This window comes from Bacillus sp. T17B1, from assembly GCF_026796395.1.
Classification (GTDB): domain Bacteria; phylum Bacillota; class Bacilli; order Bacillales; family Bacillaceae; genus Bacillus; species Bacillus spizizenii_A.
In genome coordinates this window covers 1-16,500 of sequence record NZ_JALAYA010000049.1, presented here as the reverse complement: position 1 = coordinate 16,500, position 16,500 = coordinate 1, and the positions used below count along the sequence as shown (strand labels likewise).

At 45.7% G+C, this 16,500-nt stretch carries 13 protein-coding genes and 2 pseudogenes; 5 read left to right on the top strand and 10 right to left on the bottom strand.

Features of this window, described 5'->3' with window-relative positions; genetic code table 11:
• Positions 1 to 85: 85 nt before the first annotated feature.
• On the bottom strand, positions 86 to 490 hold the full coding sequence (locus tag MOF34_RS21100) for a methyl-accepting chemotaxis protein (protein WP_419901039.1): 405 nt from the start codon (positions 488 to 490) through the stop codon (positions 86 to 88).
• A gap of 469 nt (positions 491 to 959) precedes the next feature.
• Positions 960 to 2,417 (bottom strand): benzaldehyde dehydrogenase, encoded by a 1,458-nt coding sequence (gene yfmT / locus MOF34_RS19160; RefSeq protein WP_019713580.1) that lies wholly within the window; start codon positions 2,415 to 2,417, stop codon positions 960 to 962.
• A 245-nt stretch (positions 2,418 to 2,662) separates the two neighbouring features.
• Between yfmT and MOF34_RS19155 the strand changes: the two genes are divergently transcribed.
• The 3 genes and pseudogenes from MOF34_RS19155 to MOF34_RS19145 all read left to right on the top strand — a co-directional run bounded on the left by MOF34_RS19155 (position 2,663) and on the right by MOF34_RS19145 (position 5,786).
• On the top strand, positions 2,663 to 4,048 hold the full coding sequence (locus MOF34_RS19155) for an amino acid permease (protein ID WP_268401366.1): 1,386 nt from the start codon (positions 2,663 to 2,665) through the stop codon (positions 4,046 to 4,048).
• 17 nt (positions 4,049 to 4,065) lie between these two features.
• Positions 4,066 to 4,446: pseudogene (locus MOF34_RS19150) on the top strand (hypothetical protein).
• A 110-nt stretch (positions 4,447 to 4,556) separates the two neighbouring features.
• Positions 4,557 to 5,786: an MFS transporter gene (locus MOF34_RS19145; protein ID WP_268401364.1), complete on the top strand. Its 1,230-nt coding sequence runs from the start codon at positions 4,557 to 4,559 to the stop codon at positions 5,784 to 5,786.
• A gap of 28 nt (positions 5,787 to 5,814) precedes the next feature.
• Here the strand turns inward: MOF34_RS19145 and MOF34_RS19140 are convergent, their stop codons facing one another.
• The 7 genes and pseudogenes from MOF34_RS19140 to MOF34_RS21095 all read right to left on the bottom strand — a co-directional run.
• A complete protein-coding gene (locus MOF34_RS19140) occupies positions 5,815 to 6,750 on the bottom strand; it encodes a putative nucleotide-diphospho-sugar transferase (RefSeq protein ID WP_268401363.1) in 936 nt (311 codons plus the stop codon).
• A 14-nt stretch (positions 6,751 to 6,764) separates the two neighbouring features.
• Entirely contained in the window at positions 6,765 to 7,928 is a 1,164-nt protein-coding gene (locus MOF34_RS19135; RefSeq protein ID WP_268401362.1) for a glycosyltransferase family 2 protein, read from the bottom strand.
• 28 nt (positions 7,929 to 7,956) lie between these two features.
• A complete protein-coding gene (locus MOF34_RS19130; RefSeq protein ID WP_268401386.1) occupies positions 7,957 to 8,868 on the bottom strand; it encodes a putative nucleotide-diphospho-sugar transferase in 912 nt (303 codons plus the stop codon).
• Positions 8,869 to 8,891: 23 nt separating this feature from the next.
• Positions 8,892 to 9,860 carry a GDP-mannose 4,6-dehydratase gene (locus MOF34_RS19125; protein WP_268401361.1) on the bottom strand — a complete coding sequence of 323 codons (969 nt, stop codon included), beginning with the start codon at positions 9,858 to 9,860 and terminating at the stop codon, positions 8,892 to 8,894.
• Between the two features lie 6 nt (positions 9,861 to 9,866).
• On the bottom strand, positions 9,867 to 10,631 hold the full coding sequence (locus MOF34_RS19120) for a glucose-1-phosphate cytidylyltransferase (RefSeq protein ID WP_019713574.1): 765 nt from the start codon (positions 10,629 to 10,631) through the stop codon (positions 9,867 to 9,869).
• Positions 10,632 to 10,869: 238 nt separating this feature from the next.
• Positions 10,870 to 12,789: a lipoteichoic acid synthase LtaS1 gene (ltaS1, locus tag MOF34_RS19115; RefSeq protein ID WP_268401360.1), complete on the bottom strand. Its 1,920-nt coding sequence runs from the start codon at positions 12,787 to 12,789 to the stop codon at positions 10,870 to 10,872.
• A 429-nt stretch (positions 12,790 to 13,218) separates the two neighbouring features.
• Positions 13,219 to 13,299: pseudogene (locus MOF34_RS21095) on the bottom strand (hypothetical protein); the annotation flags it as partial.
• 167 nt (positions 13,300 to 13,466) lie between these two features.
• On the opposite strand from MOF34_RS21095, the gene MOF34_RS19110 reads away from it, so the two are divergent.
• Positions 13,467 to 14,537 (top strand): DUF3900 domain-containing protein, encoded by a 1,071-nt coding sequence (locus MOF34_RS19110; protein ID WP_268401359.1) that lies wholly within the window; start codon positions 13,467 to 13,469, stop codon positions 14,535 to 14,537.
• Between the two features lie 35 nt (positions 14,538 to 14,572).
• Here the strand turns inward: MOF34_RS19110 and MOF34_RS19105 are convergent, their stop codons facing one another.
• Positions 14,573 to 15,682, bottom strand: coding sequence for an FAD-dependent oxidoreductase (locus MOF34_RS19105; RefSeq protein ID WP_268401358.1), 1,110 nt, complete (start codon positions 15,680 to 15,682; stop codon positions 14,573 to 14,575).
• 160 nt (positions 15,683 to 15,842) lie between these two features.
• On the opposite strand from MOF34_RS19105, the gene yetL reads away from it, so the two are divergent.
• Positions 15,843 to 16,346 (top strand): transcriptional regulator YetL, encoded by a 504-nt coding sequence (gene yetL / locus MOF34_RS19100; protein ID WP_019713570.1) that lies wholly within the window; start codon positions 15,843 to 15,845, stop codon positions 16,344 to 16,346.
• Positions 16,347 to 16,500 lie beyond the last annotated feature (154 nt).

The following is a 16,500-nucleotide window of genomic DNA, read 5'->3' as shown; positions in this document are numbered from 1 at the left end:
CGCTGGAATAAAACTAGTAAAACGTCAGACAAATTTCATGGAAATGCAGGATAGAAAAAGACCGGGAACATTTGTCCCCGATCTCTTATTCTTCCTCTAGCGCTTTTTCTGCCATTTTCGCAAGATGCTGCGCGCTTCCTGAAATCTCCTGCATCGTGGCGGAAATTTGTTCAACGGCAGCGGCTTGCCCGTCTGTATGCTGATTAATCGACTCAATGGATTCCTCCAGCCCTTTCAGCAGGCTGTGGATTTTTTTCGTGATCTGGTCAATCTGGCCGACATTTTCTTTTGAGTACGTCGCTAGCTTTCTAATCTCATCTGCGACGACAGAGAAGCCTTTTCCGGACTCGCCTGCTCTCGCCGCTTCGATTGCGGCGTTCAAGCCAAGCAGGTTGCTTTGGTCAGAGATGCCTTTCACAGTTACTGAAATATCGGCAATTTCACCGGCGCTTTCACTTACCTTTTTCGCCTGTGAGGAAATGCCTGACATTTGAGTCGAAAACCCGTTGATTGATTCAGAAATATCGGAAATGGCTGCGGCCGTTTGTTCAACGACAGCTGATAAGCTTTCCGCCACATCATGCAGCTTTGACGACTCCTCAAGGCTCGTTCCGAGGCCGACGCCCCCTATCACTCTTCCATTCTCGTCGTGGAGCGGGATGGCACGAGCAATCAATGGGAAGCCGAACAATTCTTTCGGAACCATGCTCGTCTTCTTCTGATTGGTGCGGATGGCATCTGTGATAATATCCCCTTCCTGCAGCGGATCACCGGCTTTTACATTTAGAGAAAAGGTTTTGGCCGGTATATTCACAAGCAGTTTTTCCGTATCGTAAATGCCGATTGTAATATCATCCTGAACCAGGCTGTTTAAATAAGGGGCTACTTTGACAAACGCGTCCAAAAGATCTGCGGTTTCTTTTTCCGTTCTTATGCTCAATTCCATTCACTCCTATCCATTAATAAGGGAAGCTGCGTTTTTCGTGCTGGACCGAGATCCATTTCAGTGTCGTAAATTCTTCAAGGCTCCACTCGCCGTTCAACCGGCCGAGACCGGATTGCTTTTCGCCGCCAAAGGCCACATTCGGTTCATCATTGATTGTTGTGTCATTGACATGGATCATGCCTGTTTCAATGCGCTTCGCAAAAGCCACGCCGCGTTCAAGATTTGACGTATGCACGGCACCGCTCAAGCCAAACGGCGTTTCGTTTGCGATATCCACCGCTTCGTCTTCTGAATCAAACTTCATAAAGGAAACGACAGGTCCGAACAACTCTTCCTTGGCGATGCTCATGAACGGTTTGACGTCTTTTAAGATCGTCGGTTCCACGATCGTCCCGTTAAATCCGCCAAGCTTCACTGGAACAGCACCTTCTTCAATCGCTTTCTCAACAGATTTCATCAGCCCGTCCGTCTGTCTGCTATTGATTAATGGCCCAATAATCGTATCAGGGTCCATTGGATCGCCGACCTTCAGTGATTCCACTTTTGCCTGATACATTTCTAGGAACTTATCATAAATTGATGAGTGAACAAGTACGCGGTTGGCCGACATGCAAATCTGCCCTTGATGGGTAAATCGGCTGAAAACCGCCGCATTGACCGCATATTCGATATCCGCATCCTCAAGTACGATGAAGGCGCTGTTGCCGCCGAGTTCAAGAAGCGGCTTTTTAAAATGCTTCATCGCAAGCTGGCCGATATAGCTGCCGACTTTTGTAGAGCCTGTAAATGAGATGATCCGCGGTATCGGGTGTTCCACAAAGCTGTCTCCAATTTCTGCAATGTCTGTGACAACGACATTCAGCAGCCCCTCTGGGATTCCCGCGTTCTCAAAAATTTTCGCAATCAGAGTGCCGCCGCAAATCGGTGTTTCTTCATGCGGCTTTAAAACGACGCCATTGCCTGCTCCGAGTGCGGGCGCCACTGATTTCATAGATAAAAAGAATGGGAAGTTAAAAGGACTGATGACACCGACAACGCCTGCCGGCACGCGATATAATCTGTTTTCCTTGCCGTCTATCGTTGACGGAAGAATTTTCCCTTCCATGCGGACAGGGAACGTCGCCGCTTCTTTTATGATGTTTTTCACAAGCCCGATTTCAAAGGCCGCTTTAAGCCTTGTTCCGCCAAGCTCTTCCATAATCAGATAAATGATCGCTTCTTCGTTTTCTTCAATATACGTGACGGCTTTTTCTAAAATGGTTCTTTTCTCGAACGGATTGACCGCATCCCATTTTTTCTTTGCCAGCGCCGCTGCCCGGTACGCTTCATCAACATCGTCAGCAGTGGCTTTTTGGAAGGTTGTGAATGTTTTCTGAGTATAAGGATTTTTGTTTTCCAATACATTTGGGCTGCTGCCCTCCTGCCATTTCCCTCCGATAAACTGTTTATTCAACTCTTCATATTGAAACATGGTCAGCATCTCCTTTTAATCCGAAAGTCATAATGTGGGCGAATCTATTGTTTCTATCGGTTCTCCCTGCATAAAATTGAATATCTTATTAGAAAATTACGATCCTATCCTACGACTACGCTTTTCGCTTCTATCATTTAAAGCGGAAAAATATATGATTGACTGTCCTAAATTTCGACAATATAATACAACAAGAACTGTATATAATGATTAGAATATTTTGAATTTTCCAGGAGGAACTTTTGATGAGTTCATTATTCAGAAAAAAACCGCTTGAAACATTGAATGCGCAGAGCAAGTCAAAAAGCCTTGCCCGCACGTTAAGCGCATTTGATTTAACCTTGCTTGGTATCGGTTGTGTGATCGGTACAGGGATTTTTGTCATCACAGGAACAGTGGCCGCAACCGGTGCAGGCCCTGCCCTCATTATATCGTTTATTTTAGCCGGGCTCGCCTGTGCGCTTGCCGCCTTCTGCTATGCTGAGTTTTCGTCTTCGATTCCGATTTCAGGAAGCGTGTACTCATACTCCTTTATGACACTCGGAGAGCTGCTCGCCTTTTTGATCGGATGGGATCTCATGCTTGAATATGTCATTGCACTATCAGCCGTTGCCACCGGCTGGTCTTCATACTTTCAATCACTGCTTGCCGGCTTCAACCTTCATATTCCGGCCGCACTGACAGGAGCACCGGGAAGCACACCGGGCGCCGTGTTTAATCTTCCGGCTGCAGTGATCATTCTCATCATCACTGCGATTGTCAGCAGAGGCGTCAAGGAAAGCACACGTTTTAACAACGTCATCGTCCTGATGAAAATCGGAATCATTTTATTGTTCATCATTGTCGGCCTCGGTTATGTCAAACCGGATAACTGGTCTCCTTTTATGCCGTTCGGAATGAAAGGCGTCATTGTCAGCGCGGCAACTGTGTTCTTCGCGTACCTCGGGTTTGACGCGGTTTCTAACGCTTCAGAGGAAGTGAAAAATCCTCAAAAAAACATGCCAGTCGGCATTATTTCGGCTCTTGCCGTTTGTACCGTTCTATACATCACGGTTTCGCTTGTTTTGACAGGCATGATGCCTTATACGAAATTGAATGTCGGAGATCCGGTGTCCTTTGCGCTGAAATTCGTCGGCCAGGATGCTGTTGCCGGTATTATTTCTGTCGGTGCGATTATCGGGATTACGACGGTTATGCTCGCTTTGCTGTACGCTCAGGTCCGTTTGACATTTGCCATGAGCAGAGACGGCCTTCTCCCTGGATTGTTCGCTAAGGTTCATCCGTCATTTAAAACCCCTTTCAGCAATACATGGCTGACTGGTATCGTTGCGGCCGGAATCGCCGGCTTTATTAACCTCGGAACGCTTGCCCATCTGGTGAACATGGGAACCCTGGCGGCGTTTACGGTCATTTCAATTGCTATTATCGTGTTACGAAAGAAATATCCGGAAATCAAAGCGTCCTTCAGAGTGCCGTTCGTTCCGGTTGTGCCGATGATCAGCGCAGGCATCTGCCTTTGGTTTATGTACAGCCTTCCCGGCGTCACATGGCTTTCCTTTGTGATCTGGATCGCCGTCGGGGCGCTGGTTTATTTCCTGTATTCTAGAAAACACAGCCTATTAAACAAATAATCTCTTATAAGCCGGCGGTGCCTCACCAGCCGGTTTTTTCCTTACAATACCGCACTTTATTATTTGATGTAGAGATACCATCCTTGATTTTAAAGCGGCAGAAGCATTAGCGTTGCGCTTGCTGTTTGAAGATCAGAACATTCCTTTCAAGTCTGCAGCATCAGTTTGATCTGTATGTCGTGACAACCGGCGTGTCTAAGACACAGTACAAGCACCTCCGTGATTCAGGATTATTTCCGTTCTTCAAGAATATTTTCGTTTCTGAAGATACAGGCTTTCAAAAACCGCTGAAGGAATACTTCAATTAAATCTTTGAACGGATTCCAAGATTTTCAGAGACTCACAAGCTTGAAGAGCTGTATCACATTTTGAATATCGAACTTACCGTCAGCTGCTAATCATGCTGGCGGCCTTTGTTTTAGAAGGTCTTTTTTCCTCTTGATAAATTCTTCACCTTATGAATAATATGGTGGTATGCTTTGGCTAGATATGTAAGGAGGAGACTCACTTGGCTATCGCCACCCCGCTAAAAGAAAAAACAGTTCAAAAACCCGGTACCACAGTGTATCCAATTTTGATCATCATCGGAATCTGCCACATGCTCAACGATTCGCTGCAAGCCGTGATTCCGGCCATGTTCCCTATTTTGGAACGCTCCATGAGCTTGACATTTACACAGCTCGGCGTCATCGCTTTCACATTAAACATGGTGTCATCTGTGATGCAGCCTGTCGTCGGCTGGTATACCGATAAACGGCCGCGACCGTACGCATTGCCAATCGGTTTGACTGCCAGCATGCTCGGCATTTTGGGCCTTGCCTTCGCCCCTTCATTCATAACGATCTTATGCTGTGTGTTTTTCATCGGATTAGGCTCCGCCATTTTCCATCCGGAAGGCTCCCGTGTGGCGTATATGGCCGCCGGCACAAAACGCGGGCTCGCCCAGTCGATCTATCAGGTGGGGGGAAACTCAGGTCAGGCGATGGCGCCTCTGATTACCGCGCTAATTCTTGTGCCGCTCGGACAATTCGGCGCCGTTTGGTTTACGCTTGTCGCCGCGCTCGCCGTTATGTTTCTGCTGTATATTGCCAAATGGTACGCCGCACGTCTCGGAACCCTTGCCCAGAAGTCAGGCAAACAAAAGAAAACGGCTGAAAACACGGCCATCACCAAGTCTGTTGTATCTGCTCTTATCATTATTATCTTTCTCATTTTTGCACGTTCTTGGTATACAAGTGCGATCGGCAATTTTTACACGTTTTACGCGATGGATACATATCACGTAAGCATTCAGCAGGCACAAAGCTATATTTTTGTCTTCTTGCTGTTCGGCGCTGTCGGCACGTTTCTCGGCGGCCCGCTTGCAGATCGTTTCGGAAAACGCTTCGTGATCCTCGGTTCGCTGCTCTGCTCAGCGCCGCTGGCGATTTTGCTTCCATTTGCCGGCCCGGTGCTCGCCTATGGCGTGCTTGCCTTGATCGGCTTGGTTCTGATGTCGAGCTTTTCCGTAACGGTTGTCTACGCACAGGAGCTTGTTCCTGGAAAAATCGGCACAATGTCCGGTTTGACCGTCGGACTCGCCTTCGGGATGGGCGCGATCGGCGCGGTGGCGCTGGGCGCTCTGATTGACGCCGCGGGACTGACCCCGACGATGATTGCCATTGCCTTTCTCCCTGTCCTCGGCATCCTAGCCTTCCTATTGCCGAGCGATCAGAAGCTGAGAGAATGGCATAGCTGAAAAACCCCTGCCATCCGGCAGGGGTTTCTTAATCCAGCTGTATAAAATGAGTGTCAGGCACTGCGTGCTTCGGGATAAAACCGTCGGCAAAGTCCGGAAACGCTGACTGAATTTCATCAATCCATTTTTTCAGGCTTAATACATACGGCATATATATCATTTCAACTGTCGCTTCATCTTCAATTCGGTAATACCAGCAAAGATTAAACTCTTTTTCCGTAACGAGTGTCAACCCGGAGAAATGATAGAATATCAGCGGCGTTTCATCTATATACACGCGGCCTTCCTTTTGCCCGACCTTATAATTTTCGATATTCCAAAGCGCTGTATTGGCTCCGATTGATTTGACTACATGCACGCCCTTATACTGCGCCGGCCATTTCTCCACATATCTTTGATCTCCGTACGTCTTTCGTTCCGTATCCATTTCTACCGTACAAAATGCAATGCACTCCTGTCTCCACTGCCACACCGCTTCATAGGCTTCCTTCGTATTTCCGGCACCGACAAAGCCTGTGTTATAGCGGCCGGTCCGTTCATAGTAGGACATGAACCGCGGCGAGTTGCAGTGATCGGTCAGATACAGAGAAGCTTTTGGGTTTTCCGCAAAAATACGTGCCGGATCAGAAAAGAAAAACAAATCAGTATCCATATGAGCAAAGTATTCAGCTTCATCCCACTTGCTCATGACATGGAATAAAAAGGCCGGCTTCAATGTCCAGCAATATTCATGAAACGTTCGATTGCTTTTCGCTTGCAGCAGCTCCGGGTCTTCCATTTCATGCAGCTGTACAAATGTTACATGTTCCCACGGAACGTGCTGGAGCAATTCATACGCCTTCTGATCCACGCAAAGCACAAACAAATGAAAATCATCGCAATGCTCATGGAGAGAATGAATCATGGGCATGAGCTTAAAGATATGCGTCCTTGACACTATCGTTGAAAAATGAAATGTACTCACCATACCACATCCAATTATCTAAGATCTACGTGCAGCAAATCGTTGACAAGCGCATACAATGCGTTGGCAAAATCGTTCACGCCAAGCTTTTCCTTCGCTTTTGGGAGAAGCTTGCGAACCGTTTGTAAATCAAAGCTTTTCGCCGTCACCCTTGGGGCTTTCTTTTGCCAATCCGGGTCAATGTTGCGCTCTTTGACAACATGAAGCAGCTCAAGAAATAGATTCAACAGCATGTCGTATTTCTGAGCTTCCAGTAGTTTATGAATATCAGCCATCAATCTGTTCGTCATGTCAGGAGGAAACGGCCCGTTAAAAGCGAGATGAACGTCTAAGGAGCGGATATTGTTGTATTTATCGCACATATAAGCAATATTTGCCCGAATATCGTCTACAGATTTACAATTGCTTGGGTGCTCCTGATGAACACTGACAATGTCGCGATGCAGCCTGAACGTCAGTCCGGCCTGATGAAGCCTGATCCCGAGGTCATAATCCTCAAACCCGTATCGTACAATGCCTTCATCAAATAAGCCGAGGTCAACCACATGCATGCGTTTAACAGAGGAATTATTCGTGATAAAAAAGCGCCATGGCATATGATAGCCTTTCAAGTCATCGCCATACTCATCTAAAATCTGCTTGAGTACGTCAATAAAATCGATATCGAGGTCAAAGCTTTTATCCAGGAAGCTTTCGTTTTCGATGTCCGCTTCCTTCAGCAGCTTTTGTTTGTCTTTTTTCGGTATTTCATCTACGAGCTTTGCGAGCTGTTCCTTATGTTCATCTTCAAAGCCTTCATAATAAAAACTGTAGATCCGTTTCCAAAACAAACCGCACACGACAAGATTTTCTTCGTTTTCATGGGCTTTAATATGCTTTGCCACAAGGTCTTTTGCCGCAAGCATATCGCTGTCGTGAAAAATGAGGATATCTCCTCTGGCATGGCGAAGCGCCTGATTTCGTCCGTGTGCGATGCCCCTGTTTTCTTTAATCCGTGTAAAGATCAGCGGAAAATCCGCTTGAAACGACTCAAGCATTGAGAGCGTCCCGTCCTCAGACCCATTGTCCGCTACAATGACTTCAAACTCTTTATCGCACTCCTGCTGGTTTAATGACAGAAGGCTGTTATACAGTCGCTCCTTTGAATTATATGCAGGAATAATAACGCTTGCCTTCACTTCATTTTCACTTCCTGTATTTAAACATTTATTTGTTGTCATCTTTTGAAGCAAAACCGTTAAATTCAGGGTCTAACGTTTTGATGTGCTGAATGATATGCGGCAGCGTCTCTTGGTACAGGTCATGAATAAACGGCAGATCTGTGCGAGTTGTTTCGTGAATCTGTTTGATTTGATTAATGCTGATGATTCGGTATCCGCTGAAATGGTAAAAGATCAGCGGGCTGCCATCCTCCAGCACAATACGGCCATCCTTCCAGGAAAACGTATGCTGTCCGTAGTTCCAGTGGCCGATGTTTACACCGGGTGTCGTAATGTCACACACATTCGGAAACAGCTCAGACATATAATCCAAATAGCCCTGATCACCGAATTTCCCTTCACCCGGGGCATTTTTGCATTCCTCAAGACAGCGTTCCTTCCACCACTCCAAGCAATCCGTCCCGGCTTTATCATGCTTGAAGCTGATAAAGCCTGAGTTATATCTGCCTAAAAGACGCTGCAGCATGTCAATCTGCTCTTTCTCAAAAGAAGGGATTACAATATCCCCCCGCGAAAGCAGCACCGAGCAGTCCGGCTGGTTTTCAAAAATCGGCGACGGATCGGCATAGAAAAATAAATCCCCATCAATATACGTCACACGATTCAGCTCTGGCATCTTGTTCAGCACAGCTTGGAGAAAGATCGGCTTCATCGTCCAGCAATACTCGCTTTGATCTCTAGTTTCCTTCAGCTGCAGAAGCATTTCATTCTCGAGCGCTGACACCGGCACAAGATTCAACTGCTTCATCTTCAGTTTCTGTAAGACGCGGTGCGTATCTTCATCCATGCATAGCGTAAAAATGGGACTGTCTTGGTCAACTTGCTCTAAAGACTTAAATAAGGCGACTGCCTGATATAATCTCCCTTTTGATAAAACGGTGCAATACGCGCTGGCCACAGTCATGTTCACCTCGTTTCACATTACTTTTTGAAGAATTCCGTATACCACTCAATCGTTTTTTTAAGTCCTTCATCAATGGTGTAGGCCGGTGACCAATTCAGCAGCTTTCTTGCTTTTTCCGCGGATAAATATTGATGTTTGATCTCATTGCTTCCCTGGTTCAGCACCTTCGGCTTCAGATCACTGTTCATTTTCTTCAAGATTTTTTCTACCAGTTCAAGTACAGTCAGCTGGATCTCATTGCTGAAATTAAAGGCCTCTCCGGCAAGATGGTTTTCTTCCATTTTTTCTGCCAGTAGCAAATAAGCCTGAACGGCATCTTCAATATAGAAGTAGTCGCGGACAAATGTCCCGTCGCTGCGGATTTCCGGCGCTTTCCCGTTCAGCACAAGCTGAATCGTCTGCGGAATGATGCGATTGAAATTCAAATCCCCGCCGCCGTACAGGTTACCGCAGCGCGTGATGCAGACCGGGAGTCCGTACGTGTGAAAATATGTGTGACTGATGAGATCTGCGCAGCTTTTTGAGACGTCGTACGGATGCTTGCCCTGCAGCGGCATATTTTCATCGTACGGAAGGTTTTCTTGATCGCCGTAAGCTTTATCACTTGAAGCGACAATCACCCGCTTGATTAACGGATGCTTCCGGCAGGCTTCGAGAATATTCCATGTGCCGAGGATATTCGCTTCAAAGGTAGAAATCGGATTGCGGTTCGCCACGCCAACAATCGCTTGTGCGGCAAGGTGAAAGACTGTATCAATTTCATACTCCCCAAGCGCGCGTTCAATCACAGGCAAGTCTTCGAGAGAGCCCTGTACGATGTTCATTTTCTTGATATGTTCTCCCTGATAAAGGTTAGATTGAGGCACATGATCCCTGACAAGCCCTGTAACGTTTGCTCCCTGTTCGATCAGCTCTTTCACCAAATAGCTTCCTAAAAGACCTGTACACCCCGTGACAAATACGTTTTTGTTTTCCCAGAAACTCAAATCAGTTCACCATACCTTCCATACTTGTTGTCCTTGATCCCACATTTTGTTGACTTCTAAGAGATCTTTATACGTATCGATGGCCGTCCAAAACCCGTAATGGCGGTACACGGCAAGCTCTCCGTCTTTGGCAAGGTTCTTCAGCGGTTCATCTTCGAACATCATGTTCTCGTCCTTTGGCAAATAATCGAAAACCTTTGGACTGAGAACGAAAAATCCGCCATTGATGATTCCGTCACTCGATGTTTTCTCAGAAAATGTTTTCGCCATGCCGTCCTCAACCGTCAAGGTGCCGAACTGTGAGACTTTGTCAATGCCGGTGACAGTCGCGGCAGCCCCTTTTGCCCTATGATAGCTAATGAGATGGAAAAGATTAATATTGGCCAGTCCGTCCCCATAGGTAAGCAGAAATGTTTCATCACCGATATAGTCTTTTGCCTGCATGATTCTTCCGGCTGTCAGTGTGTCTTCTCCTGTTTCCAAAAACGTAATTTTCCACGTTTCAGGCTGCCCCAGCATCTGCACCTCTCCTGTAGAGCTGTCGAGTGTCAGGCTGTTGTGCTTCCATTCATAGTCGAGAAAGTATTCTTTAATTTTTTCTCCTTTATAGCCCAAAAGCAGAATAAACTCGTTTACTCCGTAATACTGATAGATTTTCATAATATGCCATAGAATCGGTTTGCCGCCTATCATGGCGAGCGGTTTAGGAATGTCATGCGTGACTTCACTCATTCTCGTTCCTTTTCCGCCGCAGAGAATGACCGCTTTCATCTCTACCCCTCATCTCTATGAATATTGAGTTCGAAACCTGGTACAGCTTTACAATCTATCAATGCGTTTAAACCGATAATTTGTCCACTTCAATACTGGTTTCAAAATCTACTGTAATGATATGAGAGAAAGCCGGCCTTGGTGACCAAATGGAATCTTTTTTTTCAAGTTGGTTATGCAGCCTCAAAAAAAGAGCCTTGAGCGAAGGCAATGCGCCCGCTCAAGGCTCTATCTCGTCTTATTTAATTTCTTTTTCCTTGCCGTAATGATAGTCAGACGGATCAACGGCTTTAAAATCGCTGAGTTTATGGAACCTCAGCAAGTCTTTATACAGGACACTGTCTGAGAGACTCAGCTGCTGATTGACTCTTGTTTTCAGATTCTTCGTTTCTTCATTCGCTTTCAGTTTTTCACCAGTCTTCGTATCGTAAATGACATTGTCGACAGATGTGTACTTCGGCGTCACGAAGTCTCCGTTTCTGAACGCCACTGTATCGTCGTGTTCTTTGGAGAATAAATCAGTACCAAAGTTGATATATTTCTGAGAATCAATTCCTTGTAAGTGCAGAAGTGTCGGCATGACATCAATTTCGCCGCCATACGTATGGTTCACTCCGCCTTTTTTGCCAGGAACGCGGATCATCAGCGGCACACGCTGGTTTTGCGCGTTTTGATAATCTGTGATCTCTTTTCCAAGGATTTCTTTCATCGCACGGTTATGATTTTCAGAAATACCGTTATGGTCACCGTAAATCACGATGACTGAGTCGTCATACAGACCGGCTTCCTTCAGCTCCTTGAAGAATTGCTCAACCGCTTCGTCAAGATAACGTGCTGTCTGGAAGTAATTATCAACTGTTTTATCACCGGTTGTCGCTTTCTTAATGGACGCATCTTCTTCATCCAGGTTAAATGGATAATGGTTTGTCAACGTAATTAAATGGGCGTAAAACGGCTGTTTAAGAGATTCAAGTTTTGGAATCGATTCAGTAAAGAACGGCTTATCCTTTAGTCCCATATTCACGATGTTTTCATCTGACATATCATAACTGCTTGCGTCGAAGAACTTGTCATATCCAATATGTTTGTAAATCTGGTCACGGTTCCAGAACGATTTGTAGTCACCATGCAGGACGGCGCTTGTATAGCCTTCCTTTTGATCCAAAATTGCAGGAAGTGACTGATATGTGTTTTCGCCTTTCGTCACAAATGCGGAGCCTTCAGGAAGCCCGAAGATGGAATTATCCATTGTCAGCTCGGCATCAGATGTTTTCCCCTGGCCTGTCTGATGGAAAAAGTTATCAAAATACGTCACATCTTCCCCGCCGTGTGCAAGTTTATTCAAGAACGGCGTGACCTCTTCACCGTTCAGCTTGTAGTCAATCAAGAATGACTGGAAGCTTTCCAGGTGAATCTTAATGATGTTTTTGCCTTTGGCAGAGCCGAAGTACTCGGCATTCGGTTTCGCATAATGAGACGTCGTATAATTCTCGACGCTTGTTAAATCATCGCTGCTCGCGTAAGCTCTTTGCGTTTCCGTTTGAGCCGTCTGAACACCGTCATAAATGGTGTAATTGTACAGACCTAAATATTTCACAATATAATTGCGGTCAAACGTTCGTGTCAGCAGCTGCGGACGGTCTTTTTCCGCATAGTGCAGGTTGATGAAAAACAGTGCGACTCCGGAAAGGATCACTAAAGATGCAAAGCGTTTTTTCATTTTGTATTGTTTCAATTCAGGTCTCCAGATCAATACCGCAATCAAAATCATGATATCTAAGAAATAGAAAATATCATGAGCAGCCATGATACTGAAAATCCCGTCTCCCATGTTTCCGACATTTCCGGTTTGTTTAATGTTCGGGAATGTCAAGAAATCGTCAAAGAAACGATAGAATAAAATATTTGCATATAACACAAATGTCATTACGAAATCGATAATCAGCATGATTATGGCTGATTTACGCCCTTTCGCAAGCAAAGCCAGTCCTAAAAAGAAAACTGCGCTTGAGAACGGGTTAAATACCAGGAGGATCTCCTGGGTTGTGCCTTTTACCCCAAGATTAAACTCAGTCTTGTAGGATAAATACGTTTTTGCCCAAAACAGTATAACAGCCAGCACAAAAAAGCTAAGTTTGTAAGAAAAAAGTTTCTTCATGGCAACCTCTACTTTCTTAAACACTTTAAGTCTTCACTCATATTTACCTGCTCTTTATCCTGCCTTCCAATTCCTTTTCTTCAAATAAATTAAGGCATCACACAACAAAAAAATACACCGCGTAAGCCGGAATATCTATGTTTTTGCACCATACCAATTTTATTGCAACCATTCGACCAAACACTGGACGGAAGAAACCTTCATTTCGTTTCACATTTTTTTCGGAAATAAAAAAGGAGTTCTTTGGTCATGTGTGCCTTTGAAAAAAAGAAATAGATACCGAGTATAAGAATAACATAAACTAGCAAAAACGAGAAATAGGTTTTACAAAAGCCCGCCCTCTGGCAGACTGTGGCTATTGTATGCACGAATGTTTAGCGCGATCACAATTTTTTTAAAAGGGCAAAAAAGACTGGATCTTTCCAGTCTTTAAATCCCCGACCAAACATCTTTTGTATATATACCGGTATCCTGCAGATGTTTCAGCCAGTTTTGTGCTTCTTCACCGGTGGCCAATTTGAGCAGCGACAGTGTCTGTTTGTCTTTATCAATGAAAGGCAGATTGACTACATTCCCCTTTCCTGGTCATGATTATTCCATTCCTCTGATTGACGTACGAACATCGTTTTTTCTATACTTGAGAAGCTGTACAATACGCGAATAAGGTGAGTTCATATATGGATTTTGAAATTCGGTTTTTATCCTTTTATGTCATACAGGTGGAAGGCAAGGACGAGCAGGCAAACAAGCAATTCAAGCACTTCCAGACCCTTGATACAGAGGAATTTGAAGAAAGCGAGCTGAAGGACTTTCTTGACGGAGAGCTGAAAAAAATCGTCAAACGAAAAGCCGACCGCCATCCGCAGTCCGAGCAGGTGCCGACGAAGATTGGCCATTTTATCGCAGAGCCCGGCCACGAGCTCGATTCCAATCCAAACTACAACATGTTCAACCGGGCGCGCCTGGCGGAAACAAAAGAAGACTTTAACGAGCTGAGCGAGCAATTCGTACGCACGTACCTCGACACGAGCGCAGTCCGCGGCGGCGTGTTCCTCGTCGCTTCAGCCGTGCCGAGAAAATACTTCGACGAGTCATTTGTCTTCATTATGAAATGTGACTTTGAGCCGAAGGTCGCCCGCATCGCAGACACCTCTTCTCTCATTAAAAAAGTCGAAATGGCGATCACGACAAAAAACATGAAAAGCATCCAATACCCGTACATGCCGGAGGAAGGAATGATCGAGGAAGGCGAGCTGAAAATCCACCAGGCCTCGCACGCCCGCTATTTCGAGGACTTTCTGAAATTCGTCGAATACGGCGAATCGATGCCGGAAATCATGAAAAACCAGGTCATGAACATGGTGCAGGAGCACGTCTACGAGACATTTGAAGACAACAGTGAAGAGCTCAAGCAATTTGAACAAGACATCGAAATTTGGGAAGCGAGCGAAAAACGGGAAATCCAAGAGCGTCTCGACACCCATCAAGTAATCGAAGCCTCCGCCCAAATCATCGAGCACACGCCGGAAGCCGAGCTGAAAATGAAAGTCGGAGAAACCGAGATTAAGGGATTGCTAGCGGATTTTGGCGAATCGATTCATCTCGCAAAAGTGAACGGGCGCTATGTCGCGCTGATTGAAGCGGAGACGATTTCGTTTGAGAAGGGCAGTTCTCCGGTGGAGTTTTATAAGCCTGAGGGACTGCATGAGGTGATTGAGCGGATACGGAATAAAACAGAGCAAGAATAAAAAAGTCCAGAAATCACTTTCTGGACTTTTCCTATTTAATATTCCTCTCTCAACACCGCATAGCACTCGCCAATCAGCTCTTCCGCTCCTGGCTCTCCTTTCAGCCCGCGGCGGACGATTTCTGAGGAGAGGTTCTGGACTTTGAGCGCTCTTGGGGCTCTTCTATTGTAGTACGCCTGAAACGCTGTTTCGTGGCCGGCGTGGTTTTTGAGTTCTTCAGCGAGGACGATGGCATCCTCGATGGCCATTGCCGCTCCTTGTGCCAAGGTCGGCGCTCCGGCATGGGCGGCGTCTCCTCCGATGACGACGCGGCCTTTGTACCATGGCTCCTGTACTGCGACCTGCTCCAGTTTGTTAAACATGACAGGATGCTCTTTCGACATGTGCTTGGTGACAAAATCCAGCCCCGAAAAGCTAGAGAGAATCTCTTTTACTCTTTCAAACCGGGTCTCTTCCTCATCCCAGTAATCGCTCGTGCAAGGCTGGAGGACGAAAACATAGCCGGCGTGTTCTGCCAATGGCACGACGCCAATTTGTGTGTTTCCGCTTCTATACATTAATGTTGCGTCCTCAAATGTATAATCAGATAGCTCGATATAAAAGCGCCACGCCCCCATGCCGAGAAACTCTTTTTCTATATCTTTTTGCAGCATGGCATCCCGCACAAGGGAGTGAATGCCGTCAAAGCCCGCCAGAATGTCAGCCTGCATCCTTTCTCCGTCTTCACAAAGGGCAGTGACTGATTCAGCCGTTTCTTCATAGGCGACAACCTTTTTCCCCCACTTGATGTGTACACCCGCAGCCTCGGCATGCTTCATGAGAATGTCATTTAACGTTTTTCGCAGGATATTATTGCGTCCCGGAAATGTGTCATCTAAAAAGGATTCACTGACTTGAAACAGCAAATTCCCCTGTTCATCAAATGTTTTAAACCATTCTGTTTGAAAGCCATGCTTACAGCACTCTTCGAATACGCCCAATTCTTTCAAGACAGCCAGTGCGTTTTGCGGCTGAAGAATTCCTGCACCTGTTTTGCGGTTTTCTGAAGCCGCTTCACACAAGGTGACAGAAAACCCCGCCTTACTGAGAGAAATGGCCGCTGACAAACCGCCGATACCGCCTCCTGCTACTAAAATATGTTTCATATGAATAACCACCTTTTCAGTTCTGCATGTAGTTAGGCACCTAACTATATTACCTTACTATGTCTCGCAAAAAGCTGTCAATCATCTCCAAGCTAAGTTGCGTTATGGTGTTTCGCTCCTTTATAATCGTGTCAAAACGAATGTACGGGAGCTTATTAAGATGGAATTAAAACATTTACCGAAATATAAGCATATAACAGAGCACGCCGAGACGTATGCCAATATAGACGCCGGCTCTCTTGAATTGTTTTTATCTCTTTTTGATATCTCGAAAAAAATGAATCATGTGATGGAGCATTACTTCGCAGGCCGCGGACTTTCAGAAGGAAAATTCAAAATCCTGATGCTGCTCTTTGATGCCAAGGATCATAGGTTAAGTCCGACAGAGCTTGCAAAGCAGTCAAACGTCACGAAAGCAACGATTACAGGACTGCTGGACGGGCTGGCGAGGGACGGTTTTATCAGCCGCAAGCATCACACAGAGGATAAACGAAAAATTAGCATTGAACTGACAAAGGAAGGAAAAGAACGGCTGGAGCAATTTCTGCCCGGCCATTTCAGCAAAATCTGCGCAGTAATGGAAAACTACAGCGACGAGGAAAAAGACATGTTCGTGAAGATGCTTGGTGATCTTTTTGAAAAGCTAAGTGTGTTTAAAGACTAAAAAACTTTAAATGCGCAGGCTCCACACCTGACAAAATGACAGTCGCACAACTCCACCTGCCTTTTTAATGTATGGCAAAAAAGCGCCCATCCATGAAGTGCACCCCAAATTTTAGACACAGTCTAAAATTTGGAGGTGCTTTTTCTTTTGGGTA

Coding starts and splice junctions, on each gene's coding strand:
- MOF34_RS21100 (WP_419901039.1), bottom strand. CDS start 490: ATGTCAGGCATTTCCTCACAGGCGAAAAAGGTAAGTGAAAGCGCCGGT.
- yfmT (WP_019713580.1), bottom strand. CDS start 2,417: ATGTTTCAATATGAAGAGTTGAATAAACAGTTTATCGGAGGGAAATGG.
- MOF34_RS19155 (WP_268401366.1), top strand. CDS start 2,663: ATGAGTTCATTATTCAGAAAAAAACCGCTTGAAACATTGAATGCGCAG.
- MOF34_RS19120 (WP_019713574.1), bottom strand. CDS start 10,631: ATGAAAGCGGTCATTCTCTGCGGCGGAAAAGGAACGAGAATGAGTGAA.
- ltaS1 (WP_268401360.1), bottom strand. CDS start 12,789: ATGAAGAAACTTTTTTCTTACAAACTTAGCTTTTTTGTGCTGGCTGTT.
- MOF34_RS19110 (WP_268401359.1), top strand. CDS start 13,467: ATGGATTTTGAAATTCGGTTTTTATCCTTTTATGTCATACAGGTGGAA.
- MOF34_RS19105 (WP_268401358.1), bottom strand. CDS start 15,682: ATGAAACATATTTTAGTAGCAGGAGGCGGTATCGGCGGTTTGTCAGCG.
- yetL (WP_019713570.1), top strand. CDS start 15,843: ATGGAATTAAAACATTTACCGAAATATAAGCATATAACAGAGCACGCC.